Raw genomic sequence first — 25,740 nt, 5'->3', positions numbered from 1 at the left:
GCCGGAGCGGGCGCGGGGGTAGCCGGACGGGGACCGGGACGCGGGCCGTTACCTGCGGGCTTCGCGGCCGGACGGGCCGACCCGGACGGGGCGGGGCGTGAACCCGACTTGGTGCCGTTCGACGGGGTTGATTTCGCGAACGACTCACGGAGCCTGCGCGCAACGGGTGCTTCCACCGTCGACGACGCAGACTTAACGAACTCGCCCTGATCCTTCAGCTTTGCGAGTAGTTCCTTGCTGGTGACACCGAGTTCTTTGGCCAACTCGTGCACGCGGGCCTTGCCTGCCACTGCTCTCCTCACTGAGAGGTCGAGCAGGTGCACCCGTTATTCAGGGACGGGGCCCGCACGACCTCGGGTTATCTCCGATGGACGTTCATCGTTGGTGCTTCACGGTGTGCTCATGAGTGCTCGTGCCTGTTCTCGAGGTACTTCTCCACGGCTGAGATATCCAGATTTCCGGACACTCGTAGTGCTCTGCCGAATGCTCGGCGTCGTTCTGCCACGGTCAGACAAGCCGAGACGGGGTGCAACCAGGCACCCCGTCCGGGAAGTCTGTGCCGCGGATCGGGAACGATCATGACGCACGGGGCACCGTTTCCGGTAACCATTTCCTGCGCCACGACTCGCAACAGATCGACGGCCAACTCGCGCTTCCGGCATCCGATACAGGTCCGAATCGGTTGCGCGTGCTGAACCTGTGTCCACTCTACCGCTGCCCCGGTCGGATCACCGAACCGCTCCCCCGCGGAAGTTACCAACATGTCATCCCGATGGTCCGTTTCGTACCCCGGGATGTCGACCGCACGGCGCGCCGCGTCGGCTTCGGTCAACTCCGGTGCGCCTCCGTCCGAACCGAGCCGCCGCCCATGTCAGGGGCGGCGTCGCTGCGGATATCGATGCGCCAGCCGGTCAGCCTGGCGGCCAGGCGGGCGTTCTGCCCCTCCTTGCCGATGGCCAGCGACAGCTGGAAGTCCGGCACAACCACCCGTGCGGCACGCGCCTCCGGATCGACGATGGTGACCGACACCACTTTCGACGGCGAGAGCGCGTTGCCGACGAACGTCGCCGGATCCTCGGCGTAATCGATGATGTCGATCTTCTCGCCCGCCAGCTCGCTCATCACGTTGCGCACGCGCTGCCCCATCGGGCCGATGCAGGCGCCCTTGGCATTCACGCCGGACACGGTGCTGCGCACCGCGATCTTGGAGCGGTGCCCGGCTTCCCGCGCGACAGCCACGATTTCGACCGAGCCGTCGGCGATCTCGGGCACCTCGAGCGCGAACAGCCGCCGCACCAGATTCGGGTGGGTGCGCGACAGCGTGATCTGCGGGCCGCGCGGGCCGCGCGAGACACCGACCACGTAACACTTGATCCGGTCGCCGTGCTCGTAGGTCTCCCCCGGCACCTGCTCGGCGGGCGGGATCAGTCCCTCCGCGCCGTGCAGCTCGCTGCCGATGCGGACCACGATGGTGCCGCGCGCGTTGGCGCGGGCATCGCGCTGCACCACGCCGCCGACGATGTCGCCTTCGTGCGTGGAGAACTCGCCGAAGGACTTCTCGTTCTCGGCGTCACGCAGCCGCTGTAACACCACCTGTCGCGCGGTGGTCGCCGCGATCCGGCCGAAACCCTCAGGGGTGTCGTCCCATTCGGAGATCACGTTGCCGTCGGCATCCAGCTCGCGGGCCATCACCCTGACCGTTCCGGTCTTCTGGTTGATGTCGATGCGCGCGTTGGGCTGGTGGCCCTCGGTGTGCCGGTAAGCGGTGAGCAGCGCCGACTCGATCGCGGAGATCACGGTCTCGATCGAGATCCCCTTGTCGGCGACGATCGCACGCAGGGCTTCGATTTCGATGTTCATTCCACGATCCCTTCGGTCGGCGAATCGGACGCTGGTACTGATTCGGCTAGTTCATCTGGTGTTCCTGCAATATCCGGGGCGTCGACCGCCGGCACATCATCTTCCTGGCCAGGCACCGGGCGGCCGGGAATCACGCCGCCGGCGAGTTCCATTTCCCGTGGGCCCGGCTTCCCGAACTCGACCTGCACCACCGCTTCGGCGATGTCGGCGAGTGAGACTTTCACGCGGTGTGGCTTCTGCTTTCCGCCGAGTACCAGCGCAACTGTATCGCCGTCGAGCTGTCCGACCCGTGCCTCGAACTTCGCCGAGCCACCCGGATCCGGGGCCGGAGCTCCGGCCCGCAGATGGATCCGGACCTTTCGGCCTTGCGCGCGGCGCCAGTGCCGGTCCACGGTGAGCGGACGGTCGACGCCAGGGGTGGTGACCTCGAGCAGGTACGGCGTCTCGCCGAAATCGCCTGCCTCGTCCAGCAACTCCGAGAGTTCGGTGCTGAGTTTCGCGATGGTGTCGAGATCGGAGGGGCCGTCGCTGTCGACGGTCACCTGCACGCGAGCCTGCGCATCCGCATTCTTGCCGGACGTCGAAATATCGACGCCTTCGAGGTCGAATCCTCGGCGTTCGACGAGTCCAGCTATGAGCTGACTCAGCCTTTCCTCGGTCGGCATCGGCATGTGGGGCGGCTCCTGGTTCAGTTGTCACGATGGTCGGAAATTTCTTCTACCGAGGGTCTAGCGTAACGCGCCCAGAGAGTGTAAAGGACCAGCGGGCAGGCAGTACGCGCGCCACAAGTGGCGGGTGAGAGATGGTAACTCGCTTCCATCGGGAACCAACGCGCGCCACCGCAACAACGGCTCAACGACCGATCCCGAGGCAGGCGATCCGAACACCGGTGCCTGGTCCGGAGGCGCCTCGCGAATCTGGCACGATGGTGCCGTGCCCATCCGCCTTCTCGCCGCGCCGCCCGCTGCGTGCAACCCCTCCGACCGGCACGATTCCCGGTTCGCACTGGACCGCCGCAGCGTCTTACGACTCGCGGGCGGCGGCACGATCGGGGTCTTCGCGCTCGGCGCGGCCGCGGGATGCGGCGCCGACGACACGGTGTACGAGCCGGATCCGCTTGCCACGCACGAGGTTCAGGCCCGCGCCGATGCCGCGGCGGCGACCGCGGCGATCGCGCTCGCACCGCAGCGACACACCGCGCTCACCGTGATCGCGTCCGAAAGGACCGCGCACGCAGACGCTTTGAAGGCCGAGATGGACCGGGTGATCGGCGTGTACGGCGACGGCACCACGCCGGTCCACCGCACCCGCACGAACGGCCCCGCCGCCTCGGGACCGTCCGCGGTGGCGTCCGGGTCGGCTGTGCCCCCGACGCCGCCGCCGAGCGTGGACACATTGCGCGCCCAGCTCACCAAGTCCCGGCAGTCTGCCGCCGACCTGGCCCGCACCCAATCCGGTTACCGGGCAGGGCTGCTCGCCTCGATCAGCGCGGCCTGCGCCGTCCAGGCGGGGGTGTTGCTCGGATGATCGACACCATGCTGCCGCTCGACACGGTGCTGTTGATCGACTCGGTGCGAGTGATCGACTCCACGCTGACGGAACCGACAAGCGAGGTGCGAGCATGAACGACGCGGAACGCCAAGCACTGCTCGACGCCCTGCACGCCGAATACGGTGCGGTGTACGCCTACGGCGTCATCGCCGCCTACGCCTCCCCCGAGCGCGCCCGCCTCGTCGCCGAGCACACTGCCGCACATCGGGCCCGGCGCGACACCACCCTCGACGCGCTCACCGCGAGCGGTATCGACGCACCGGCCCAGAACGCCGCCTACACGGTCCCGTTCCCGATCACCGACCCGATTCCGGCGGCCAAGCTCGCCGCGATCGTCGAATCCGACTGCGCCGTCGCCTGGCGCGCGGTCGTCGAACACGGTGCGGCCGAGACCCTTCGCGGCATGGGCGTCGATGCGCTCACCGAAGCCGCTGTGCGCCTTGCCACCTGGCAGTCGATCCTCGGCACGAACCCGCCGACGATCGCGTTCCCAGGGAAGGTCTAGGGCCGAGCGAGCCCTGACCCGGCCGTTCGCTGTTCAAGCCAAGCGGTGATGTGTCCGGATTCACTGAACGCCAACAGCATTCATGGCCGCACAGCAGCGCTGCGCGGCCATGAATGTGTCACTTACGGGCGCATCTCGTAGGCGCCGTCGTATGCGACGACCTCGCCCCACACGCGGTCGAAGCGGGCGCGATCGGCGACCGGAGGACGCAATGCCGAAGCGGCCCAACCCTGCTGGTCGGGGGTGGCGGACGGCTTGCCGTACAGCGTGGTGGCGTAGGTGTTGAAGTCACGGATCTGGAAGTCGAAGATCTGGTCGAGCAGATCACGGTCCAGGCCGGTGATCGCCGCCTGCTCCAGCACCAGCTGGCCGTAGACCACCAGGGAGAACAGGTGGCCGATGGTCAGCATGAAGTCCAGGTCCTTCTGCTGAGCGGCATCGGGGCCTGCCGTGCTGAGCAGCGTGCGCAACGCCTGCGCCTGCTCGAAGAAGCGTCCGACATTCGGGATGTCGGCGTGCTTCTCGTAGGCCGGGGTCCAGTCCGCGAACTGCACCTTGCCCGCGCCGCGCGCCGGACCCTGATGCCAGAAGAACTCGTCGTCGGCCGCGTCCTGGCGGGTGCCGACCTCCGGGTAGTCCTTCGGGTTGAACAGGTAGTTCGGCATGAACTTCAGGATCTGCCCGACGTTCACGTGCACCGTGCCCTCGAGCCGGGGCAGCGTGTTGATCAGGCGCTGCACCTCGGCGAAGTAGGTGTTCTTCTCGAATCCCTTGGCGGCGAGCACATCCAGCAGCAGCGTCATCACCGTCTCGCCCTCGGAGGTCACCTTGGACTTCGTCATCGGGTTGAACAGCAGGTAGCGCCGGTCCTCGAGGCTCGCGCTGCGGAAGTAGTCGACGGCGCGGTCGCTGAACAGCTTCATCGCCACGATGCGGGCGTAGGCGTCGACGAAATTCGTGCGCACGTGCGGGAAGTCGGTGACCGGGTTGCCGTACAGGATCCGGTTGTTGGCGTGCGTGATCGCCTCGTAGAAGGAGTGCTCGACCATGCCGATACCGCCGTGGCACAGGTTGAACTTGCCGACGTTGACGGTGTTCAGCGCCGCCGAGAACGCCTCGGGGCCGGTGTGCAGGATGTCGGCTGCGGTCACCGGGTAGTTCTCCAGGCGGAACGTGCTGACATACATCTGCTGGTGCACGACATTGCCGAGCAGCCGGTAGTTTTCGTGGCGGGAGTCCGCGGCGAACCACACGTAGCCGTCGGCGCCCTCGATGTCGGCGCGGCGGGAGAACACCGAAACCATGCTCGCCACATTGCCGTTGCCGATGTAGTACTTCTCGCCGTTGGCGCGGAACAGGATGCCCGCCTCGGCGTCGGCGCTGCCCGGCTCGGTCGGGGTGAGCACCAGGTCGGTGTTGTAGATGTCGGCGCCGTGCGTCTGCTCGGACAGACCGAACGCCATCACCTGTCCCTCGGCCAGGTCGGCGGCCGCCTTGCGCTTGGCGTCCTCGTTGTCGCTCTGCCAGATCGGGCCGAGACCGAGGATGGTCACCTGCTCGGCGTACCAGTAGGCCAGGCCGTAGAAGCCGAAGATCTCCGAGAGCGCGGCGTTGCGGGCCGCGTCCCAGCGCCGGTTCTCGTCGCCGTCGGCGTACGCGGCGGGGGTCAGGAAGGTGGCGAACAGCTTCTCCTTCGCGACGAAGTCGAGAAAGTCCGCCGTCCACACCGCGTCCGCGTCATCGACCAGCAGCTGCTGCTTGCCCCGCGACTCGAACCACTCGATGGTGGCGCGCAGCAGGCGCCGAGTCTCGGCGTCGAACTGCTGCGGGTCGTAGGTGGCCGGGTTGAACAACAACGCATCGGTGCTCGTCATGCCGTTAACTTACCAGCGAGTAACAGCAGCCCGAAGCGGGTCTACCCCACTTCACAAAGCAAATCTCCCCTACGCCACCGTAGGTCGAAAAGCGAGCGGCCCCGGTGGATGTCCACCGGGGCCGATCGGGTTCGAGTGCTACTGGCCGCGCACCTTGGCGACGACTGTGGTGACTGCTGCGTCGGCGGGGATTTCCTCGGCCTCACCGGTGAAGCGGTCGCGGAGTTCGACCTTGCCTTCGGCCCAGCCTCGGCCGATGACGAGGACCAAGGGCATGCCGAGCAGTTCGGCGTCCTTGAACTTGACGCCGGGGGAAGCGGTGCGATCGTCGAAGAGCACGTCGAGGCCGTTGGCGTGCAGGCCTGCGACCACTTCCTCGGCGCCGGCGCGGGCTGCGTCGTCCTTGTTCGCGATGACGACGTGCACGTCGAACGGCGCGACCTCGGCGGGCCAGCGCAGGCCCTTGTCGTCGTGCTGCTGCTCGGCGATCACCGCGACCATGCGCGAGACGCCGATGCCGTAGGAGCCCATGGTGAGCCGCACCGGCTTGCCGTTCTCGCCGAGCACGTCGACGTCGAACGCGTTGGTGTACTTCTGGCCGAGCTGGAAGATGTGGCCGATCTCGATGCCGCGCGCGGACACCAGGGCGCCGCGACCGTCGGGCGACGGATCGCCGTCGCGGACCTCGGCGGCCTCGATGGTGCCGTCCGGCACGAAGTCACGCCCGGCGACCAGGCCGACCACGTGCTTGCCCTTGGCGTCGGCGCCGGTGATCCAGGCCGTTCCGGTCCCGATACGGGGATCGACCAGGAAGCGAACACCGTTGGCCTGCAACGCCTTCGGACCGATGTAGCCCTTCACCAGGAACGGGTTGGCGGCAAAGTCGGCGTCGGTGAGCAACTCGACCTCGGCGGGTTCGACGGAGGCGCCGAGCCGCTTGTCGTCGACCTCACGGTCGCCGGGCAGGCCGATGCCGACGATCTCGGACTTGCCGTCCGGGTGGCGCAACTTGACCATCACGTTCTTGAGGGTGTCGGCCGCGGTGACCGGACGGCCGAACTGCTTGTCGATCCCGGCGCTGTTGGCCCAGTCGACGAGGGTCGCGATGGTCGGCGCATCGGGGGTGTCGTGCACGACGGCCTCGGGCAGTCCGTCGACAGGCAGCGGCGCGGGCGCAGGCGTGATGACCGCTTCGACGTTGGCCGCGTAGCCGGATTCGAGGCAGCGCACGTAGGTGTCCTCGCCGACGGGGCTGTCGGCCAGGAACTCCTCGGACGCACTGCCGCCCATCGCGCCGGAGGTGGCCGCGACGATGACGTACTTGACCTGCAGCCGCTCGAAGATCCGCTGGTAGGCCTCGCGATGCGCGTTGTAGCTCGCCTTGAGTCCGTCCTCGTCCAGGTCGAACGAGTACGAGTCCTTCATGATGAACTCGCGCCCGCGCAGGATGCCGGCGCGGGGCCGCTCCTCGTCGCGGTACTTGTTCTGGATCTGGTAGAGGGTGACCGGCAGGTCCTTGTAGGAGTTGTATTCGCCCTTCACGGTGAGCGCGAACAGTTCCTCGTGGGTGGGGCCGAGCAGGTAGTCGGCGCCCTTGCGATCCTGCAGCCGGAACAGGCTGTCGCCGTACTCGGTCCACCGGTTGGTCGTCTCGTATGGGTCGCGCGGCAGCAGCGCGGGCAATGAGATCTCCTGGGCGCCGATCGCGTCCATCTCCTCGCGCACCACGTCTTCGACCCGGCGCAGCACGCGCAGCCCGAGCGGCAGCCAGGAGTACACGCCCGGCGCGATGCGCCGCACGTATCCGGCACGGACGAGCAGTTTGTGGCTGGGCACCTCGGCGTCGGCGGGATCGTCGCGCAGGGTACGCAGGAAAAGTCGAGAGAGGCGGGTGATCACGGATGCACAGGGTAGTCGCTGACAGGACGATGCTCGAAGCGCATTACCGTATTCGCTCGTGCTGGTGCTGCTGCCTCCCTCCGAAACCAAGTCCGACGGTGGTACGGACGTACCGCTCGACCTGGCTGCCCTGTCGATGCCGCAGCTCACGGCGGTGCGCGAGCGGCTCGTCGACGAAGTCATGAAGCTGGCCACCGACCCGGCGGCGAGCCGCGCCGTGCTCGGGCTCGGCAAGGGGGCTGACAGCGAGATCGCCAGGAACGCGGCTCTGCGCACGGCGCCGACTCGGCCTGCGCTGGAGCGCTACACCGGCGTGCTCTATGACGCGCTCGAAGCGAGCTCGTTCACCAAGCAGCAGCGCGCCAAGGCGTATGCGCGGCTCGGCATCGGCTCTGCGCTGTTCGGCGCGGTCAGGGCGAGCGATCCGATCCCGGCCTACCGGCTCTCCGGCGGCTCGAAACTGCCAGGCCTGCCGACTCTTTCCGCGGTCTGGCGCGATTCGCTCGCCGAGGCCCTGCTGGCCGAGGCGGCGGGCGATCTCGTCGTCGATCTGCGCTCCGGCACCTATCAGCAGCTCGGTCGGGTGCCAGGCGCGGTCACCGCCAACGTCCTCACCGAGCATCCCGACGGCAGCCGAACCGTGGTGAGCCACTTCAACAAACACCACAAGGGCCTGCTCGCCCGCGCCCTCGTGCTCACCCGCGCCGAACCCACCGACGTGCGCGGCCTCGCCCGCGTCGCCGACAAGGCGGGCCTGCGGACCGAGATCGCCTCCCCCACCGAACTTTTGATCATCACCTGAGCCGCGAACTGCTGATCCGCACCCCTTCCGTGCCTTCGCACTCGTTCCGGGCTTCCGGAATGGGTGCGGATGCACACAAGGGGTGCGGATTTCGGATCGCGAGGCGACGCGTCAGTCGGTGGAAGTGAGGGTCGTCAACTCGCGGGCCAGGTTCGCGCGAGCTGCGGCCTCGTAACGGGTTCGAGCCGTTGGTGTTCGGAACAATCGGGGCTGTTGCGCAAGACCTTGCAGCACCGCCGTGCGCCCGGCCCGGAAAAGCTCGTCGGGCACATGCCGATACTCCTGTCGAACCGCGGCGGTATAGGCCGCGTACCCTGCTTCATCCGCGGCAAGCACCGCGAGGTCTGCATCGCACAGCACCCCACCGTTGCGATCGTCATCGGCAGGCGCGTGCGTCGCCGTCAACCGCACCAAGCGAGCGACCTCGTCGACGAGTTCCGCTGCGAGACCGAGTGATCCAAGCATCTCCTCGGCCAGATCGGCACTGCGTTCCTCGTTGTCGTGACGATCGACGGCGTAGACCGCGTCATGAAAGAACGCAGCGTACCGCACCGCGTCGACATCGTCGGCATCGGCGGCCAGATCGTCGATGACACCCAGCATCGCCGCCAGGTGAGTCACCGTGTGATACCGCCGATGCGGCTCCTGATACCGCCCGATCAGCTCCTCGCCGACCGCCGACGCCTGTGCCCCAGCGAGTTCCGCCCAGCGCGCGAGCAGATTTGCTTCCTTCGATGTCCCCATCCGCACAGTCTGCCGAACCGCCCCGCACCCGACAATGCCCTGTGGCGTGTGGTTTTCGGCACGTTCGCCGAAGCGGCCGCGATAAATGGGATGCGCTGAGCCACCGTGGCTCGGTACCGTCGCTCCAGCGCTCGAGGCGTCCGGAACGGGAGGATTCGGATGCCTCGGGCCTCATGTTGGTGCACCGCGCGGATCGCGCGGCGGGGAGGTTTTGGATGACGAAACTCAATCAGATCATTGCGGTGGAGAAGGGCATCAAGAGCGACACGCTGCGCGAGCTCGCCGAGGCGCACGGTTCGCTGCAGAAGGCGCCGTTGCTGGCCGGTATCGCGCGCACCTATCAGCCGAAAGACGAAGAGGGCGAGCAGCTTCCGCCGGAGTCGACCCGGGTGCAGGTGAAGTCCGAGCAGGTGCTGCGCGAGACCGCGACGACCTTGACCCGCCTGTTCGATGTCACCGCGACCAAGGATTGGGCGAACACCGAAGCCAAGGCCGACGTGACCGTCGACGGCGAGACGTTGCTGCGCGCGGTGCCGGTCTCCTACCTGCTGTTCCTGGAGAAGCAGCTGGCCGACCTGCACGCGTTCGTGAAGAAGCTGCCGGTACTCGACGCGGCCGAGTCGTGGTCGTTCGACGACTCCACCGACACCTGGCGCACCGACACCGTACGCACGATCCGCACCAAGAAGGTGCCGCGTAACCACGTCAAGGCCGAGGCGACCGAGAAGCACCCGGCCCAGGTCGAGGTGTACTACGAGGACATCGCGATCGGTTACTGGAACACGGTGCGGTTCTCCGGCGCGCTGCCTGCTCGACGGGTCAACGAGCTGGCCGACCGCGTCGAGAAGCTCCAGCGGGCAGTGAAATTCGCGCGGGAAGAGGCGAACGGCACCGAGGTCACCGACCGCAAGACCGGTGACGCGGTCTTCGGATACCTCTTCCGCTGAAACCCGGCCAGGGGCGATACTCGTCCCTGGCCCCACCGACTCCCCCGCCGCGGGCGGGGGATGCGCCAAGAGCGCAAAACTCAAACTGAAGCTCAAGCTGAATTACACGGCGTCAGTGGGGGTTCAAGTCCCCCTCCGGGCATCCATGCTCGGGTAGCCCAACTGGTAGAGGCAACCGTGCCAATCTCAGACTCTCGCTCCAGCACGAGTATTCGCCGCCGAACAGCGCAGCACGAGGAAAGGACATGCCCGCGACGAGATGCCGGTTCAACACCGGTCCTCCGCGCCCATGCGGAGGTGGTCTAAACGTATGACGCGTCGCTGATTGTGAACCTCATCCGATCCCACCGCTGCGGTGTGCGAATTGGGCGGCATTGCTGGAACCCGGGAGCAGGCTACGCTCCCGGGTTCCCCAATATCCGCGACATTGCCGAATCACTCAGTGCCGCTCCGACCGACCGAGCCCGCGTCCCCTGATCTATACGCGGGCTCGACATCGACACGCACCGGCTCCGGTTCTCGCTGCGGCCCTTGACCTTCCAGAGTCTCGTGCCGATCGATGGCGTACTGCAACGCCAGCGCGGCGAATACCACTGCCGCACCGACAATCTGATGCACGTGCAGCACGTCACCGCGCACCCCGATACCGAGTCCCACCGCGACCAACGGCATCAGATAGAACGCGAGACCCGCCTGCAACGGCCCGACCGTCCCGATCAACCAGTAGTTGAGCAGGAACGCCACCGCCGTTCCGACACCCATCGCGACCAGCGAACCGACCACCGCGGCAGTGGGATCCATCGGCCGCGCCAACTGCGGCGCCGTCACCACCAGCATCAGCAGCCCGGCAACGATCGCCTGGCTGGCCGCCAACGCCACCTTCGAATAACCGAGCGTGCTGATCAGATGCTTCGCGTACGCGTAGGCAACGGCGTAACAGACGGCGCCTGCCAGGCAGGCAAGCTGCCCCGCCAGCGACGACCGCGACGTCTCGCCCCACGGCGCCATCAACACGATGATCCCGCCGAACCCGAGCACCGAGGCGACCACCTCACCTCGACTCCCCTTGTGCCGCAACAACAGCCAGACCACCGGCAGCGAAGCCAACGGCGTCACGCTGTTGTAGATGCCCGCCATGCTCACCGACACCTGCTGCTGCCCCCAGGCGAACAGCAACCACGGCAACGCCTGCCCGAGGACACCCATCAGCAGCAGCCGCGCCCAGATTCCCCAGCCACGCGGCAACTGTCGCCGCATGACCAGGCAACAGGCCAGCAGGATGGCGCCGCCCAGCCACAGTCGTGCTGCCACGATCTGCGCCGGATCGGCGCCCTCCAACGCCACATCGACCAGCAGGAAGTTGGATCCCCAGATGGCCGCAAGGGCGATCAGAGCAAGGCGGCTAGCGGCAAGCACGTCAAGGCCTTTCCCGTTTCCACGGGATAGGAGTCGGTGAAGATCCGCAGCCCACCGTTGGCGTACCAGGACATGATCTGCCCATCGAGCCGCGCCCGGTGCTCGATGATGTCGACCACCGCCTTGGCGCACTCGTTGAGCTCTTCGTGACCGACGAACGAGAATTCGGCGAGCAGATCCAGGCTGACGGCCTCGTGCTCCTCGTCCTCGTTGACGCCGGAGTGCGCGGCGATCGGCTTGAAGAACTCTTCGGACAGATCGTTTTCCCGGCAGCGGGCCAGGAACAGGTCGAGGAAGTCCGGTTCCGGCTCCTCCATCGGGAACAGCGTGCTGATGATGCCGAGCGGGAACTGGTAGGCGTGCACGCCCATCGACGCCATGATCGACATCGTCGCGGGCAGCGGCTGCATCTGCAGCAGCTGTTCGCGAGTGATACCAACGGCTTTCAGCGACTTCTCCAGCATCCGGTCATGGTTGCGTTCGGCTTGATAGAACGCCATGAACTGCTGCCAGACCTCGATGCCGATGTCGTCGCGCGCCAGCAGCGGAGCCAGCGCGCGCGGGCACAGGTGCGTGACGTGCCAGTACTCGATCGCATACCCGATAATCTGGTCGCGGCTGACCGTGCCAGCGATCAGCGCATCGGTGAACGGGCTGTTGATCGTCGCGCGCGCGGTGTCGGCCGCCCGCTTGAGGTGGGCATACGCGCCGACGCCGGTGGTTCCGCTCGCCGGTGTGACCGGCGCGGAGTCCACCAGCATGCCGTGCTCGTCGAGCGCGGCCAGCACGGCACCGAATTCTTCGCGGCTGCCGGGGAATTCGGCGGCGAGCTCGTCGGCGGAGCTGGTGCCCGCCGCCAAAGCGTCGAAGAACCGCCGTGATTCGTCGGTGCGTCCTTCGAGGTATTCCAGCTCGATCCAGTGCCGGTCCGCCAGGTACGACAGCCGGACACCGTCGCCCGTCTCCTTGCGCTCGACCGCAGTGCGCAAGGTCGGGCGCCGCAACAATTCATGACCGGCCATCGTCAACTCCTGCCGTCGTGGTCAGAGTCGATGCGCTGAGGGTGCGCACCAGGGGGCGAGCCGCATTGCCGTAGTACTCGAGCACCCCGTTGAAGAACTCGGCGTACGCCTCGACGAACAGATGCGCCTTGCCGACCAGGCGCGCGGTCGTGCCCGCAGGCAGCGGCGGCAAGGCCGCGAAGAACTCCCGGCTGACGCTGCCGTGGTCGTGACCCGCGTTCACTTTTGCGTGCTGACGCATGGGCTCCACGAAATGCGCTGGGATCCCTGCGATTCCGCAGGCGCGCAGGAACGAGTCGTAGGTGGCGCCTTCTTCCTCGCTCTGTTCGAGGCGTCCTTCGAGAATTCCGATGGTGGCAATGAAGAACAGCGGATCGGTGCGCGCCCACCAGGACAGCAATTTGATCAAGCCCGATGTGGTGGACAGCGGCCTGGCCGAAACCAGGTCTGCGCGCACGATGCCGAGGCCTTCGAAGGCACGAACAACGATGTCGTCGTGCCGGTGTTCCTCGTGATAGAAATCGTTCGCCATGGTGCGGATCGCATCGCTGCTCGGATAGGCGAGGATCGCCGAGTCGAATTCGCATTCCCTGGAGAGGAAGAACCAATTCTCCAGGCCGAACCCGTAATACACGTGCGGTTCGACCTGCTCGGGATGATCGAGTATCGCCCGCCAGAACGGCCCGTCGAAGACGAGTTCCTCCAGCAGCCGGTTCACGACGTGTTCGACACTGCCGAGGACGGCCATCGGCGCTTCGGCCGCGGGCTCGGCGCGGTCGGCGAGCAGGCCCGCGATCTGCGCGGGCAGCAGGATGGTGGTGAGCTGGTCCGGCGCGACGCCGGTCTTCGCCGAGATTTCGGCGAGCGACGCGGACCCGTCGGTCGAGCGCAGCACCGCACCCAGTTGCTCGGCGGTGATCTCCCCCTCCGGCTCGACCTCGAATGTCACCTCCCCGCTGCGTAATTCGAGAGTGGCGGCGGAGGTTTCCGATACCTCCGCCAAAAGCTGTGGTTTGCCCGGGATTGTTCGAGTCACCGCGCCGTCGACCTTTCGTACAAGGAATTCAAAGGGCGGGTGGGGCGCCCCACGAGGGACCGCCCCATCCTTAACTCAGCTGCTGACTCAGAGGTGAACTGCGGTCAGAGCGACAACTTTCGAAGTGCGACGAATTTTCATGACACCTCCCCTCAGGGACCTGCGCTCATGCCTTCGCTTCGCTGACGCTCAGCTCCGGCATAACCGCATGGCGGCTGTGTTTGTTCGCTCGCTTCGCTCGCCAGGCGCCAACCGCTTGGAGGGGCTGATGCCGAGCGGCTAACGAGTTGTCCGATGATCGGACGATCAAAGACTATCGCAATGATTCAACAATTATGCCAAATCCATTGGCCTGCTTGACATTAGGGTGAACGCACCCCCAGTTCTATGGGCATGACATTCACCGTTCCGTCATCCGCGAAAGTTGCACGCCGGATTCTGCGCGGCGAACTATGCAAATGAGACAGCAGGCCACCGCAAGGTGAATGAGCGATCACAAACCATACGCACTCACCTATCGATAACACCGGTAGACAAGGCTCGACAGGAACGAGTCGAGCCCGGGAGCGGACTGCGCTCCCGGGCTCGATTGTGCTGTGCGGCTGGGTACTACCGTTCGACGGCGGCCAGCAGCTCGCGAATCTTCGCGGCGCCGACGGGTGTCCCGCCGTTCTCCCAGAACGGAAGTCCCTTCGCATACACATCGGCGTAGGCGGGCGTGGCCACCTGGAAGCGCCAGCTCTCGCTCAGTGGGCCCGCATCGACGGCGTCGTAGCCGAGGACGTCGAGCAGTTGCGTCACAGCGGCTTTCGCGTCGGCGTCATCGCCTGCGATCGGCAGCGCGGTGCGGTCCGGCGATCCGGCAGGCGTAGCCAACTGGCCGAGGTGCAGGAAGTAGATGTTGTTGAACGCCTTGACCACCTTCGAGGTCGGCAGATGCTTCTGCAACAGCTCGCTGGAGGTGATCGTGCCCTCTTCCAGTTCGGGGAAGGCGCCGTCCCGATCCGGATAGTAGTTGTTGGTGTCGATCACGACCTTGCCCGCCAACGGAACAACCGGCACCTGCTTGTAGTTGCGCAGTGGCACGGTTACCACCACGATGTCCCCCGCCGCGGCCGCCTCGTCGGCGGTCGCCGCCCGAGCGCGTGGCCCGAGTTCCGCGACGAGATCGGCGAGGGTCTCCGGGCCGCGCGAGTTGCTCAGCACGACATCCAGTCCTGCGGCGATGGCGAGTCGCGCCACCGTGCCGCCGATGTTCCCGCTACCGACCAATCCAAGGGTTGTCATACACCGTCGAACGGCACGACGACCTGCGATGTTCCGGTTTTGCCCTGTCCTGTGCCGTTCGCCACACCTGGGTCACCGAGCGTTAGCGGTGAGGTCGCGGATGAGCAGGGCGGCGTGCAGCGAAGTGCGGGATTCACCGTTGTCCAGATCGACGGCGAGGATGCGTTCGATGCGGGCCAGCCGGTCGTAGAGGGTCGGCCTGCTGATGTTGAGCCTGCGCGCGAGATCGGTCTTGTTGCCCGCCAGATCGAGGAACTGGCGCAGCGTGTTGGTCAGGTCGGCGGCGTACCGAATGTCATAGCGCAGCAACGCACTCAGCTCGGTTTCCGCGAACCGCTGGACGCCGGGTTCGTTGCGGATCAGCGAGAGCAGCCCGCGCAACCGCACGTCGCCGCTGCGATAGAACGCCCGAGGCACCGAATCCGCCAGCGAGAGGGCCACTTCCGCGACGTGCGCGGCATGCGGCAGCTCGTGTGCGGTGTCGAGCAGCGAATCCGATTCCGCGCCAACGCCGATCACCACCCGCTGGACGCCGTCGACCCGGCGCACCTCGCCGGTGAGCGTCGCGCACGCGGTCGTCAGGCTCTCGTCGAGGTCGCCGCTGCGCGGCAGCGCGAGGATCATGCCGACCCGGTCGCCCTGGTCGGCGGCGGTGAGCGCGGTCACCTTCGCCAGTCCGAGCCCGTGCGTGACCGCGTCAAGGATGCCGGCGGCCCGCCGCTGCCTGGCCACCGGATCGGTTTCGTCGACCGCGGCGATGTCGATGGCAAGCGGCACGTAGGCGGCGCGCCGGGCCACACCGAGCGCGGCGGCCCGCGCCACCGCGTCTCGCTCGTCCAGCACCCGGCCGTTGACCATGTCGTCGATGAGCCCGGTCTGCGCCTGCCGGTGCAGGCCGAAGCGGTCCTTCTCGATCATCCGATGCAGCGTGAGCGTCTGCGCTGCCCGTTCGAGCACCATCGTGGCGCGGGCGGTCGGCACGTCACCGGCGCGCAGGATCAGCCGCCCCCAGCGCTGCGGGTGCGGGCCGACCGCCACCGCGTCCCACCCGTCGGGCAGCAGCCGCGAGGTGGTCTCCCAGTCGTCGAGCAGTGCCGAGGTGGACGCGTGCTTGGCCGTGAAGGTGAGCACCCGGTGCGCCAGATCCTCCAGCACCACCGACGAATCCAGCATCCCCGCAGCGGTTTTCACGATCTCGGCGAGGGAGGCGCGGCGCACGCTGAGATCGGTGAAGGTCTCGTGCACGGTGCGCGCGAACTCCAGCTCGGCGTACTGCTCGGCCACGATGACCCGGTGCACCGCCTCGGTGATCTCGACGAAGCGGGTGATCTGATGCAGCGCGATCACCGGCAGACCTAGTGCGTCGGCCGTCTGGCCGACGATCGGCGCGAGCACCGGAACGTAGCCACCGAGCTCGATGACCAGGCCCGCCACTCCGGCGGCGGCCAATGCGGTCAGATAGCCGACCGTCGCGATATCGCCGTGGCTCATGGCCTGCCCAGTGGTCAGGATCAGCTCCCCACCGACGAGCAATTGCGCCACATCCGCGACGTCGCTGACGTGCACCCAGCGCACCGGCCGGTCCAGCGATCCGCCGCCGACGATCTCGGGCTGCCCGGCACGCACCACCGGCATCGCCAGCACATCGGCCACGGAGGGAAGCACCGACGAATCGTAATACGAAATCCGAAAACATGTACAGATCGTCGGCCCATCCAGGAGGGTTCATGGCGGAGAGTGGTAACCAAGCAGGCGTCCGTCCGGCCGACGCATCGCGACACGCACGGATCGAACCGAAACGAGGAGAAATGCAGACAATCGCGCACTGGCTCGACGGCAAGGCTTTCGCTGGCAGCAGCGAGGCGACGGCCCCGGTGACCAACCCGGCGACCGGCGTGGTGACCGGGCAGGTCGCCCTGGCGAATGTCGCGGACACCCGCGCCGCGGTCGACTCGGCCGCCGACGCCTTTCCCGCCTGGCGCGACACCTCGCTGGCCCGGCGCACCCAGATCCTGTTCCGGTTCCGTGAGCTGCTCAACGAGCGCAAGGAAGAGGTCGCGAAGCTGATCACCGCCGAGCACGGCAAGGTGCTCGCCGACGCGATGGGCGAGGTGAGCCGCGGCCTCGAAGTGGTCGAATTCGCCTGCGGTGTCCCGCATCTGCTGAAGGGCGGCTACACCGAGAACGCGTCGACGAAGGTGGACATCTTCTCCATCCGCCAGCCGCTCGGCCCCGTCGCGGTGATCTCGCCGTTCAACTTCCCCGCGATGGTGCCGATGTGGTTCTTCCCGCTGGCGATCGCCGCGGGCAACACGGTGGTGCTCAAGCCGAGCGAGAAGGATCCGTCGGCGTCGCTGTGGCTGGCCGAGCTGTGGGAGGAAGCGGGTTTGCCCGCAGGCGTTTTCAACGTCGTGCAGGGCGACAAGGTCGCGGTCGACGAGCTGCTGGACAACCCGCGCATCAAGGCCGTCTCGTTCGTCGGCTCGACGCCGATCGCGCAGTACGTCTACCAGCGCGGCACCGCGGCGGGCAAGCGGGTGCAGGCGCTCGGCGGCGCGAAGAACCACATGGTTGTGCTGCCGGACGCCGACCTCGACCTGGCCGCCGACGCCGCGGTCAACGCCGGATTCGGTTCCGCCGGTGAGCGATGCATGGCGATCAGCGTGGTGGTCGCGGTCGGTGGCGCAGGCGACGAACTGGTCGGCAAGATCACCGAGCGGGCCAGGACCATCAAGACCGGCGACGGCACCCGCGACACCGACATGGGTCCGCTGGTCACCCGCGCGCACCGCGATCGAGTTGCCGAGTACATCGCGGCGGGCGAATCCGCAGGGGCCACCGTCGTTCTCGACGGCCGCGGCATCGAGGCCGACGGCGAGTCGGACGGATTCTGGCTCGGCCCGACGATTCTCGACCACGTCGGCACCGAGATGAGCGTCTACTCCGACGAGATCTTCGGCCCGGTGCTGTCGGTGGTGCGGGTGGACAGCTATGACGACGCGCTCGCGTTGATCAACGCCAACCCGTACGGCAACGGCACCGCCATCTTCACCAACGACGGCGGCGCGGCCCGGCGCTTCCACAACCAGGTGGAGGTAGGCATGGTCGGCATCAACGTGCCGATCCCGGTGCCCATGTCCTACTACAGTTTCGGCGGCTGGAAGAACTCGCTGTTCGGCGACTCGCACGCGCACGGCACCGACGGCGTGCACTTCTTCACCCGAGGCAAGGCGGTCACCACGCGCTGGCTCGACCCGAGCCACGGCGGGATCAATCTCGGCTTCCCCGAGAACAAGTAGCGAGAGCCCCGACAACTACCGTTGGTCGATAACCCACTGACGCAGGAGAATTCGCCGATGACCCTCCCGAACGGATTGACTCCGGAGGCCGCCAGCCAGCAGGCGGCACGCGCGTACGAGCTCGATCGCCGCCACGTCTTCCACTCCTGGTCCGCCCAGGCACAGATCAACCCGATGACGATCACCGCAACCCAGGGCTGTTATGTGTGGGACGGCGACGGCAATCGGCTGCTCGACTTCTCCTCGCAGTTGGTGAACACCAACATCGGCCATCAGCATCCGAAAGTCGTTGCGGCGGTGCAGGAGCAGGCGGCCACGCTGTGCACCGTCGCACCGCAGCACGTCAACGCGGCACGGTCGGAGGCGGCGCGGTTGATCGCCGAGCGGACCCCCGGTGAGCTGAACAAGATCTTCTTCACCAACGGTGGCGCCGAGGCCGTCGAGCACGCGGTGCGGATGGCCCGGCTGCACACCGGCCGCTACAAGGTGCTGACCCGCTACCGCTCCTATCACGGTGGCACCGAGACGGCGATCAACCTGACCGGCGATCCGCGGCGCTGGCCCAACGATCACGGCAATGCCGGCGTCGTGCATTTCTTCGGACCGTTCCTGTATCGCACCCAGTTCCACGCGAGCAACGAAACCGAAGAATCCGAGCGCGCTTTGGCCCATCTCGAGCAGACCATCGCGTTCGAGGGGCCGAGCACCATCGCGGCGATCGTGCTCGAATCCATTCCAGGCACAGCGGGAATCATGGTTCCGCCGCCGGGATATCTGGCCGGCGTGCGGGCACTGTGCGACAAGCACGGCATCATCCTCATCGCCGACGAGGTGATGTCCGGCTTCGGCCGCACCGGAAAGTGGTTCGCGATAGACCATTTCGACGTCGTGCCGGATCTGCTGACCTTCGCCAAGGGCGTGAACTCCGGGTACGTGCCGCTCGGCGGCGTGGCGATCTCCCCTGCCATCGCGGCCACCTTCGATGATCGGGCCTACCCCGGCGGCCTCACCTATTCGGGCCACCCGCTCGCGACCGCGGCCGCGGTCGCGACGATCGACGCCATGGCCGACGAACGAATCATCGAGAACGCCGCCGATATCGGTGCCGAGGTGCTCGGCCCCGGCCTTCGCGAACTCGCCGCCCGGCATCCGAGCATCGGCGAGGTCCGCGGCACCGGCGTGTTCTGGGCGCTCGAACTCGTCCGGGATCGGGCCACCCGCGAACCACTCGCCCCGTACGGCGGGACGAGTCAGGCGATGACCGAGGTCGCCGCCGAATGCCGGGCCGCCGGACTGCTGGTGTTCATCAACTTCAACCGGCTGCACGTGGTGCCGCCGTGCGTGGTCAGCGCGGCCGAAGCCAAGGAGGGCCTTGCCCTCCTCGACCAGGCGCTGACCGTGGCGGACCGGCACACCGTGTGAGCGCGGAACGGCATTCCGGCCTGTCCGGCCGGAATGCCGTTCGCCACCGGGTTGTTTCAGCTAGGCGTGACCGATACAGCTGCGCTTTCCGAGGATCTGAAGAAGTACGTGGACGAGTCCAAGGTGTTCGCGACGGTGGCCACCGTCAACGCCAACGGGCATCCCCACCTGGTCGTCACCTGGCTCATCCGAGACGGTGACGACTTGCTGTTCTCCACAACGACTGATCGCCAGCAGGGCAAGAACCTGGCCAGGGACCCGCGGATCACCGTCATGGTCAACCCGCCGGAGAACCCGTACGTCTACGCGGAAATTCGCGGGACGGCGACGCTGACGCCTGATCCCGAGCGGACGTTCGCCGACGTGATGTCGATGAAGTACTCGGGCCAGAAGTACCGGGACTTCAACCCGGCCTCCGTCAACGACGGCCCGCGCGTCATCGTCCGCATCACCCCGAACAAGATCACCGGCCGCCTCTGATCCCTGCGCCCAGCAGGTTCAGGCCTGCTGGGCCTCTTCCTGCGCGTGCTGCGCCTGGGCCGCCTCTGCCGCCGTGTATCGGATGGCGAGCGCGATCAGCAGAGTAAGCAACACACCGACGCCGCACAGGAACAGCGCCAGGGTGTAGCCGCTGCTCAGCGCGTCGAGCTGAGAATTGCTCATGGCACTCGGCTTGATGGTGTTGCTGCCGCCCGCCGCGAGGGTGCGCGAGACAACGACCGGGCCGAGGAAGCCGAGAGCCAACGCCGGTCCGAACGCGAGCAGCATCTGGCCGACCGCGCTCAGCGGGCCGATCTCGGTGGGCTCGACGCCGACGATCAAGCACAGCGGCACGATGACCAGCACGATGCCGACGCCGGTACCGATCACCAGGAACAGCACGAGCAGCGTCGGCAGATTCGCGGTGCGGTCCAGGGTCGAGCCGAACACCAGCGCGACGGCCGCCAGGCCTGCGCCTGCGCCGATCAGGATCCGCGGCGCCACCCGCATGACCAGCTTGGAGGTAAGCCCGCCGCCGATGCCCATGCCGATGGTGAACGGAATGAAGATCAGGCCGGCCTGTAAAGCGCTGTAGCCCAGCACATTCTGCACGTACTGCGCGCCGAAGACCGAGATGCCGCCCATCACGCCGCTGGCGAGCAGCACCGCGAGCAAGGTCGCGACCCGGTCCCTGCTGCCGAACAGCGACCAGGGCAGCAGCGGGTTGTCCACGTTGCGCTCGGACAGGATGAAGGTGATCAGCAGGATGCCGCCGGTCACGAGCGAGGCGATGATCACCGGGTGCCCCCACCCCAGCACAGGCCCCTCCATACCGCCGAACACCAGCGTGGCGACGCCGATCGTGGCCAGCACAGCACCGCGAACGTCGAGGGTGAGGCGGTGATGCTCGGTGTCGCGCAGGCAGCGCATCGCACCCACGAACACCAGCAGGCCGATCGGCACGTTGATCAGGAAGATGCCGCGCCACCAGACATCGGCCAAGGCGCCGCCGACCACCAAGCCGCCGACCGAACCGACACCGACCATGGCGCCGAAGATCGCGATGGCCTGATTGCGCGCCTTGCCCGGCGCGAAGGTGGTCGCGACCAAAGCCAGAGCGGTGGGCGAGGCGAAGGCTGCGCCGACGCCCTGCAGCGCCCGCATGCCGATCAGCATCCCGCCGTTGATCGCCAGACCGCACAGCAGCGAGGAGACGGTGAACAAGCCGACCCCGAGCAGGAACATCTTCTTGCGCCCGAACGCGTCACCGACCCGACCGCCGAGCAGCATGAGCCCGGCATAGGTGAGTGCGTAGGACGTGATCACCCAGTTCGCACTGGATGAGGTCATGCCGAAATCCGCCTGCAATCGCGGGACAACCAGAATCATGACCGTGCCGTCCAGCACGCTCATCAGCTGCATCCCACTGAGTACGAGAATCGCGAGCCCGAAAGCTCGCTGCGTCACGGGATACTGCATCGGCGCAGCGGGGTTCTGGAGCACAGTGAGCCACTGTAATTGATTCCGGGCGGCACCAGACTTCGGCTGCGCGCTCAGCCTGCCGTCGGCTCGTCCCCGGAGAATCCTGCGGTCGGACCGATCACCACGATCGCGGGCGGCCGGATGCCTTCCGCACGCACCCGCGCGGCCACCGTGCCGAGGTCGGCGCGCAACACCCGCTGGGTGCGCAGCGTGCCTTCCTGAATCACGGTCGCCGGTGTGCTCGCGGCGCGCCCGCCGTCGATGAGCGCGGTCGCGAACTGCTCGATCCGCTCCACCGCCATCATCAACACCAGCGTCCCGCGCAGCCGGCCGAGCGCGGGCCAGTCGACCAGCGAATCCGGGTGATCCGGCGCGACATGTCCGCTCACCACCACGAATTCGTGGGTGACCCCGCGATGGGTCACCGGAATACCGGCGGCCGCGGGCACCGAGATCGGGCTGGTGATGCCCGGCACCACGGTCACCGGGATCCCGGCATCGACACACGCTTCGAGTTCCTCGAAGCCACGCCCGAACACGTACGGGTCGCCGCCCTTGAGCCGCACCACGAACTTGCCCGCTTTGGCGCCTTCGATCAGCGCGGCATTGATCGCGTCCTGCGCCATCGCCCGCCCGTACGGAATCTTCGCCGCGTCGATCACCTCGACCTCGGGGCCGAGTTCGGCCAGCAGTTCCGGCGGCGCCAACCGGTCGGCGACCACCAGGTCCGCGCGGGCAAGTAGCCGCCGTCCACGCACCGTGATCAGATCCGGATCGCCGGGCCCACCGCCGACCAGCGCGACACCGGGCGCGATCGGCGTCGAATCATCGGTCACCACACCGGATTGCAGCGCTTCCAGCACCGCGTTGCGCACCGCGGCCGAGCGCCGGTGCTGACCGCCGGCCAGTACGCCGAGGGTCATGCCGTCGTAGCGCGCCGTCGCGGGCGTCACCGCGGTGCCGAGTCGCGCGGTATCCGCACGCACGCAGAAGACCCGCCGCCGGGTGGCTTCCGCAACCACGGCCGCGTTGGTCTCCGGCTCGTCGGTGCACGCCATTGCGTACCAGGCGCCGTCGAGGTCGCCATCGGCGTAATCGCGCAGCGTCAGCGTGATCTGCCCGGCGGTCGCCATGCCCTCGACCGCGGGGGTGACCTCGCGGCTCACCACGTGCACCTGCGCACCGGAGGCGATGAGCAGCCCGAGCCTGCGCTGCGCCACCGTGCCGCCGCCGACCACGACGACCCGGCGGCCGTCGAGATCGAGCCCGACCAGATAGTTCGGATCCCCGTGCTTCGGGGAGGCGGATACCGCCTGGTCATCGGGGGCTTCTGGGGTGTTCGACACAATTTTCGAGCCTACGGCCTCGCGTTGCGGCCACCGCAATCGACTCGGTCACGGCCGGTGTTGCGCCGCCCGCACCCGGGCAATCCGTGCTCGACCAGCGGGAAACGGTCGAGGTCGAGGCGCGGGTCGCCGTCCGCCGGTGGCGCGGAAGCGGCCGGGCATTCCTATACTCGGGCGCATGAAGCGCTGGCGTCGGGCAATACGAATGATGGCGATGATGTTGATCTGCGTGCCGATGACGGCCGTAGTGGCGAATGCTGAACCCGCGCCTTATGTTCCGGCGCCGGGGATCGAGGCGAAGTACTTCGAGCAGGGGCCTGCGGCAGTGACCGAGCGGATCGGATTCGCGTGTTGTGACAGCACCGGGGCCAAGTTCGACGTGTGGTATCCGACGGATCTGGGTACGACACGGCATCCGATCGTCGTGTGGGGCAATGGAACCAACGCGGTGCCGAGCCAGTACACCTACCTGTTGCGGCATCTGGCGTCGTGGGGGTTCGTGGTGATCGCCACCGAGAATCAGCGCACGGGATCCGGGGTCGACATCCGGAAGTCGCTGGACTATCTGCTTGCGCGGGACGAGGATCCGGCCAGCGAGTTCTTCGGGAAGCTCGATCGGACCGCCGTCGGCGCGATGGGACATTCGCAGGGCGCCTCCGGCGTGCTCAACGCGATGCGTGATTCCGCAGGGGTCATCAAAACCGTTGTACCGCTGGAGCTTCCGGCGCAGACCTGGTGCTCGAATTCGATCGCCTGCGCCGATACCCGTTCGCTGACATCAGGATCGGTGTTCCTGGTGAACGGATCCACCGACGCACTCATCTCCCCGTCGCATCAGGCACTGCCGTGGCAGACGGACGGGTTGCAGTCGAATCAGGGCTACTACGAAGCGACTCCGGCGAACGTGACGAAGGTGTGGGCCACACTCAGCGGCCCGAACCACAACGATGTTCAGGGCCAGCCAGGCTGTTACGGCGCGTCGTTCCCCTGCACCACCGGGGTGTACGGATATCTCGGCTACCCAACAGCCTGGTTGCTGGGGCAGCTGACCGGCGATGCCGCTGCGCGCGCCGCCTTCCGCGCAGGCGGCGCGCTGTTCGGGCCGTCGCCCAATTGGCACAATCAGGTCGGCGGCGTCACCGACTGAAGCGAGGGCGGGCGAACTGTCCGCCCGACCGCGCCGATTGACGTACAGATCGTCCGTTGCCGATGCGGCCACCACCGACCAGTGTTCATACATGGCTACGACCGATGACCCGCCGCTGGCCGCCGAATACGCCGATCGCGTCATCGCGGTAGAGCCTGGCGGCAACGAGTACATCCCCGACGAGGCGAGGCACGGCCGCCCCCGGCAGCTGTTCTGGACCTGGACGTCGCCGAACCTGGAGTTCGCGACGATCTTCATCGGCGTGCTTGCGGTCACCGCGTTCGGCATGAACTTCTGGCAGGCGAGCCTCGGCCTCGCGGTCGGCGTCGGGCTCGGCGCCGCCGCACATGCGGTGCTGTCGGCGCGCGGGCCGGTGCACGGCGTGCCGCAGATGGTGCTCGGCCGCTCGGCGTTCGGGTATCGCGGGAATGCGCTGCCCGCCACGTTCATGTCGATCATGTGCGGGGTCGGCTGGTTTGCCACCAACAGCGTCAGCGGGGCGTTCGCGCTGAACAGCCTGACGGGCATGCCGAAGCTCACCGGGCTGGCCTTGATCGTGGTGGCGCAGACCGGGTTTGCCGCCTTCGGCCACAATCTGGTGCACGCGTTCGAACGGATCGTGTTCCCGGTGCTCGCGGTCGTGTTCGTCCTGGTGACCGTGGTGATCTTCGCCAAGGCCGACCTGAGTGCTGCCGCGCCGGCGGGCGGGGTGGGTGGTATCGGCGGGTTCCTGCTGACCGTCGGCACCGCTTTCGGCTACACCGGCGGCTGGAATCCGTACGCGGCGGACTACTCTCGCTACCTGCCGCGCAGCGTATCGCGGGTCGCCACCGGCGGGTACGCGGCGGCCGGGCTGTTCGTCTCCTGTCTCTGGCTGTCCGCGCTCGGTGCGGCCTCGGCCACCATTGTCAGTACCGTCAATGGCAGTCCCACAGACGTCTTCACCGCGAATCTGCCTGACGCACTGGCAAAGCTGACCCTGCTCGCCATCGCACTCGGCGCGGTCGCGGCCAACGCATTGAATGTGTACTCGGGCGCAATGGCATTCGTGACGATCGGCCTGCGGCTGCCGATCCGCACCCAGCGAGCCGTCGTCTCGATCGGCTTCGGCGCCATCGGTTTCCTGGTCGCCTGGTGGGCCCTGCCCGACGCCGCCGCCAGCTACGAAGCGTTCCTGCTGATCGTCGCGTACTGGATCGGCCCATGGTTAGGCGTCATGCTCGTCGACCAGTACCTGCGCCGCGGACGCACCATCGATGACCTCCTGTACGACCGCAGGCACACCAATTGGCCTGGCGTGGCGGCATTCCTGTTCGGCCTAGCAATCTCGGTCCTACTGTTCTCCCACCAAGCCGAGTTCACCGGCTACCTGGTCCGCCAACTCCCCGACCTCGGCGACATCACCTTCTTCGTCGGCTTCCTACTCGCCGGCACCACCTACGCCGCCCTCGCAACCCGCCCGCCACGTCCCACTCAGTGAGACACGCCTTCACGAGTGGGACATGGTGGAGGCGACACGCCGCAAACGCCTCGACCATGTACCACTCGTGAACCGCCACCCACACGAACGGGACACGACCGCACCAACTCTCAACCTGGGCACCATCGACGGTAGTCAAAT

General features: G+C 67.1%; 23 protein-coding genes. 9 read left to right on the top strand and 14 right to left on the bottom strand.

Annotated features, from left to right (window positions below; all coding sequences use genetic code 11):
• From NA11_RS44500 to rimP, 4 genes are all read right to left on the bottom strand, one after another.
• The coding region (locus tag NA11_RS44500; RefSeq protein ID WP_174567803.1) for a translation initiation factor IF-2 N-terminal domain-containing protein at positions 1–290 on the bottom strand (290 nt) is incomplete at its 3' end.
• Between the two features lie 110 nt (positions 291–400).
• A complete protein-coding gene (locus tag NA11_RS44495; RefSeq protein ID WP_084655539.1) occupies positions 401–763 on the bottom strand; it encodes a YlxR family protein in 363 nt (120 codons plus the stop codon).
• A gap of 65 nt (positions 764–828) precedes the next feature.
• Positions 829–1,860 carry a transcription termination factor NusA gene (gene nusA, locus NA11_RS41560; RefSeq protein WP_069167613.1) on the bottom strand — a complete coding sequence of 344 codons (1,032 nt, stop codon included), beginning with the start codon at positions 1,858–1,860 and terminating at the stop codon, positions 829–831.
• Positions 1,857–2,531, bottom strand: coding sequence for a ribosome maturation factor RimP (gene rimP, locus NA11_RS41555; RefSeq protein ID WP_069167612.1), 675 nt, complete (start codon positions 2,529–2,531; stop codon positions 1,857–1,859). The genes nusA and rimP overlap by 4 nt, the downstream gene beginning before the upstream one ends.
• Positions 2,532–2,793: 262 nt before the next feature.
• Between rimP and NA11_RS41550 the strand changes: the two genes are divergently transcribed.
• Both NA11_RS41550 and NA11_RS41545 read left to right on the top strand, forming a co-directional pair.
• Positions 2,794–3,387, top strand: a complete 594-nt coding sequence (locus NA11_RS41550; protein WP_245746559.1) for a hypothetical protein — start codon at positions 2,794–2,796, stop codon at positions 3,385–3,387.
• A 94-nt stretch (positions 3,388–3,481) separates the two neighbouring features.
• Positions 3,482–3,916, top strand: a complete 435-nt coding sequence (locus NA11_RS41545) for a ferritin-like domain-containing protein (RefSeq protein WP_069167611.1) — start codon at positions 3,482–3,484, stop codon at positions 3,914–3,916.
• 122 nt (positions 3,917–4,038) lie between these two features.
• Here NA11_RS41545 and NA11_RS41540 read toward each other — a convergent pair whose 3' ends face one another.
• Complete coding sequence (locus NA11_RS41540; RefSeq protein ID WP_069167610.1) at positions 4,039–5,790, bottom strand: acyl-CoA dehydrogenase family protein; 1,752 nt, start codon at positions 5,788–5,790, stop codon at positions 4,039–4,041.
• A 138-nt stretch (positions 5,791–5,928) separates the two neighbouring features.
• The gene (locus tag NA11_RS41535) at positions 5,929–7,689 is read right to left on the bottom strand and encodes a proline--tRNA ligase (RefSeq protein WP_069167609.1); all 1,761 of its coding nucleotides are present in this window, start codon (positions 7,687–7,689) and stop codon (positions 5,929–5,931) included.
• Positions 7,690–7,747: 58 nt separating this feature from the next.
• Between NA11_RS41535 and yaaA the strand changes: the two genes are divergently transcribed.
• Entirely contained in the window at positions 7,748–8,491 is a 744-nt protein-coding gene (yaaA, locus tag NA11_RS41530) for a peroxide stress protein YaaA (protein WP_069167608.1), read from the top strand.
• A gap of 111 nt (positions 8,492–8,602) precedes the next feature.
• Here the strand turns inward: yaaA and NA11_RS41525 are convergent, their stop codons facing one another.
• Entirely contained in the window at positions 8,603–9,235 is a 633-nt protein-coding gene (locus NA11_RS41525; RefSeq protein ID WP_069167607.1) for an HD domain-containing protein, read from the bottom strand.
• 215 nt (positions 9,236–9,450) lie between these two features.
• Here NA11_RS41525 and NA11_RS41520 point away from each other — a divergent pair, with 215 nt between their 5' ends.
• Positions 9,451–10,182, top strand: coding sequence for a DUF7873 family protein (locus tag NA11_RS41520; protein WP_069167615.1), 732 nt, complete (start codon positions 9,451–9,453; stop codon positions 10,180–10,182).
• A 435-nt stretch (positions 10,183–10,617) separates the two neighbouring features.
• Here NA11_RS41520 and NA11_RS41515 read toward each other — a convergent pair whose 3' ends face one another.
• The 5 genes from NA11_RS41515 to NA11_RS41495 all read right to left on the bottom strand — a co-directional run bounded on the left by NA11_RS41515 (position 10,618) and on the right by NA11_RS41495 (position 16,608).
• Positions 10,618–11,598 carry a DMT family transporter gene (locus NA11_RS41515; protein ID WP_069167606.1) on the bottom strand — a complete coding sequence of 327 codons (981 nt, stop codon included), beginning with the start codon at positions 11,596–11,598 and terminating at the stop codon, positions 10,618–10,620.
• Positions 11,571–12,620: a thiaminase II/PqqC family protein gene (locus NA11_RS41510; protein ID WP_069167605.1), complete on the bottom strand. Its 1,050-nt coding sequence runs from the start codon at positions 12,618–12,620 to the stop codon at positions 11,571–11,573. Before NA11_RS41510 ends, NA11_RS41515 begins: the two co-directional genes overlap by 28 nt.
• Positions 12,607–13,656 (bottom strand): hypothetical protein, encoded by a 1,050-nt coding sequence (locus NA11_RS41505; RefSeq protein ID WP_141718143.1) that lies wholly within the window; start codon positions 13,654–13,656, stop codon positions 12,607–12,609. Before NA11_RS41505 ends, NA11_RS41510 begins: the two co-directional genes overlap by 14 nt.
• 609 nt (positions 13,657–14,265) lie before the next feature.
• Entirely contained in the window at positions 14,266–14,943 is a 678-nt protein-coding gene (locus tag NA11_RS41500) for an NADPH-dependent F420 reductase (protein WP_069167603.1), read from the bottom strand.
• 72 nt (positions 14,944–15,015) lie between these two features.
• Positions 15,016–16,608 (bottom strand): PucR family transcriptional regulator, encoded by a 1,593-nt coding sequence (locus NA11_RS41495; protein ID WP_069167602.1) that lies wholly within the window; start codon positions 16,606–16,608, stop codon positions 15,016–15,018.
• Between the two features lie 143 nt (positions 16,609–16,751).
• Between NA11_RS41495 and NA11_RS41490 the strand changes: the two genes are divergently transcribed.
• The 3 genes from NA11_RS41490 (at position 16,752) to NA11_RS41480 (ending at position 20,144) form a co-directional block, all read left to right on the top strand.
• Entirely contained in the window at positions 16,752–18,242 is a 1,491-nt protein-coding gene (locus NA11_RS41490; RefSeq protein ID WP_069167601.1) for a CoA-acylating methylmalonate-semialdehyde dehydrogenase, read from the top strand.
• Positions 18,243–18,299: 57 nt separating this feature from the next.
• Positions 18,300–19,664 carry an aspartate aminotransferase family protein gene (locus tag NA11_RS41485; protein WP_069167600.1) on the top strand — a complete coding sequence of 455 codons (1,365 nt, stop codon included), beginning with the start codon at positions 18,300–18,302 and terminating at the stop codon, positions 19,662–19,664.
• Between the two features lie 66 nt (positions 19,665–19,730).
• On the top strand, positions 19,731–20,144 hold the full coding sequence (locus tag NA11_RS41480) for a PPOX class F420-dependent oxidoreductase (protein WP_218023486.1): 414 nt from the start codon (positions 19,731–19,733) through the stop codon (positions 20,142–20,144).
• 18 nt (positions 20,145–20,162) lie between these two features.
• Here NA11_RS41480 and NA11_RS41475 read toward each other — a convergent pair whose 3' ends face one another.
• Both NA11_RS41475 and cobA read right to left on the bottom strand, forming a co-directional pair.
• Positions 20,163–21,647 (bottom strand): MFS transporter, encoded by a 1,485-nt coding sequence (locus tag NA11_RS41475; protein ID WP_084655537.1) that lies wholly within the window; start codon positions 21,645–21,647, stop codon positions 20,163–20,165.
• Positions 21,648–21,697: 50 nt separating this feature from the next.
• Entirely contained in the window at positions 21,698–22,972 is a 1,275-nt protein-coding gene (gene cobA / locus NA11_RS41470) for a uroporphyrinogen-III C-methyltransferase (RefSeq protein WP_069167598.1), read from the bottom strand.
• A gap of 178 nt (positions 22,973–23,150) precedes the next feature.
• Here cobA and NA11_RS41465 point away from each other — a divergent pair, with 178 nt between their 5' ends.
• Positions 23,151–24,119: a poly(ethylene terephthalate) hydrolase family protein gene (locus NA11_RS41465; RefSeq protein WP_141718142.1), complete on the top strand. Its 969-nt coding sequence runs from the start codon at positions 23,151–23,153 to the stop codon at positions 24,117–24,119.
• 91 nt (positions 24,120–24,210) lie between these two features.
• Positions 24,211–25,599, top strand: a complete 1,389-nt coding sequence (locus NA11_RS41460) for a purine-cytosine permease family protein (protein WP_069167596.1) — start codon at positions 24,211–24,213, stop codon at positions 25,597–25,599.
• The last annotated feature ends 141 nt before the right edge of the window (positions 25,600–25,740 follow it).

Origin of the sequence: Nocardia altamirensis NBRC 108246, assembly GCF_001612685.1 — a bacterium.
Taxonomy (GTDB): Bacteria; Actinomycetota; Actinomycetes; order Mycobacteriales; family Mycobacteriaceae; genus Nocardia; species Nocardia altamirensis.
This window is presented reverse-complemented; position numbering and strand designations above follow the sequence as displayed.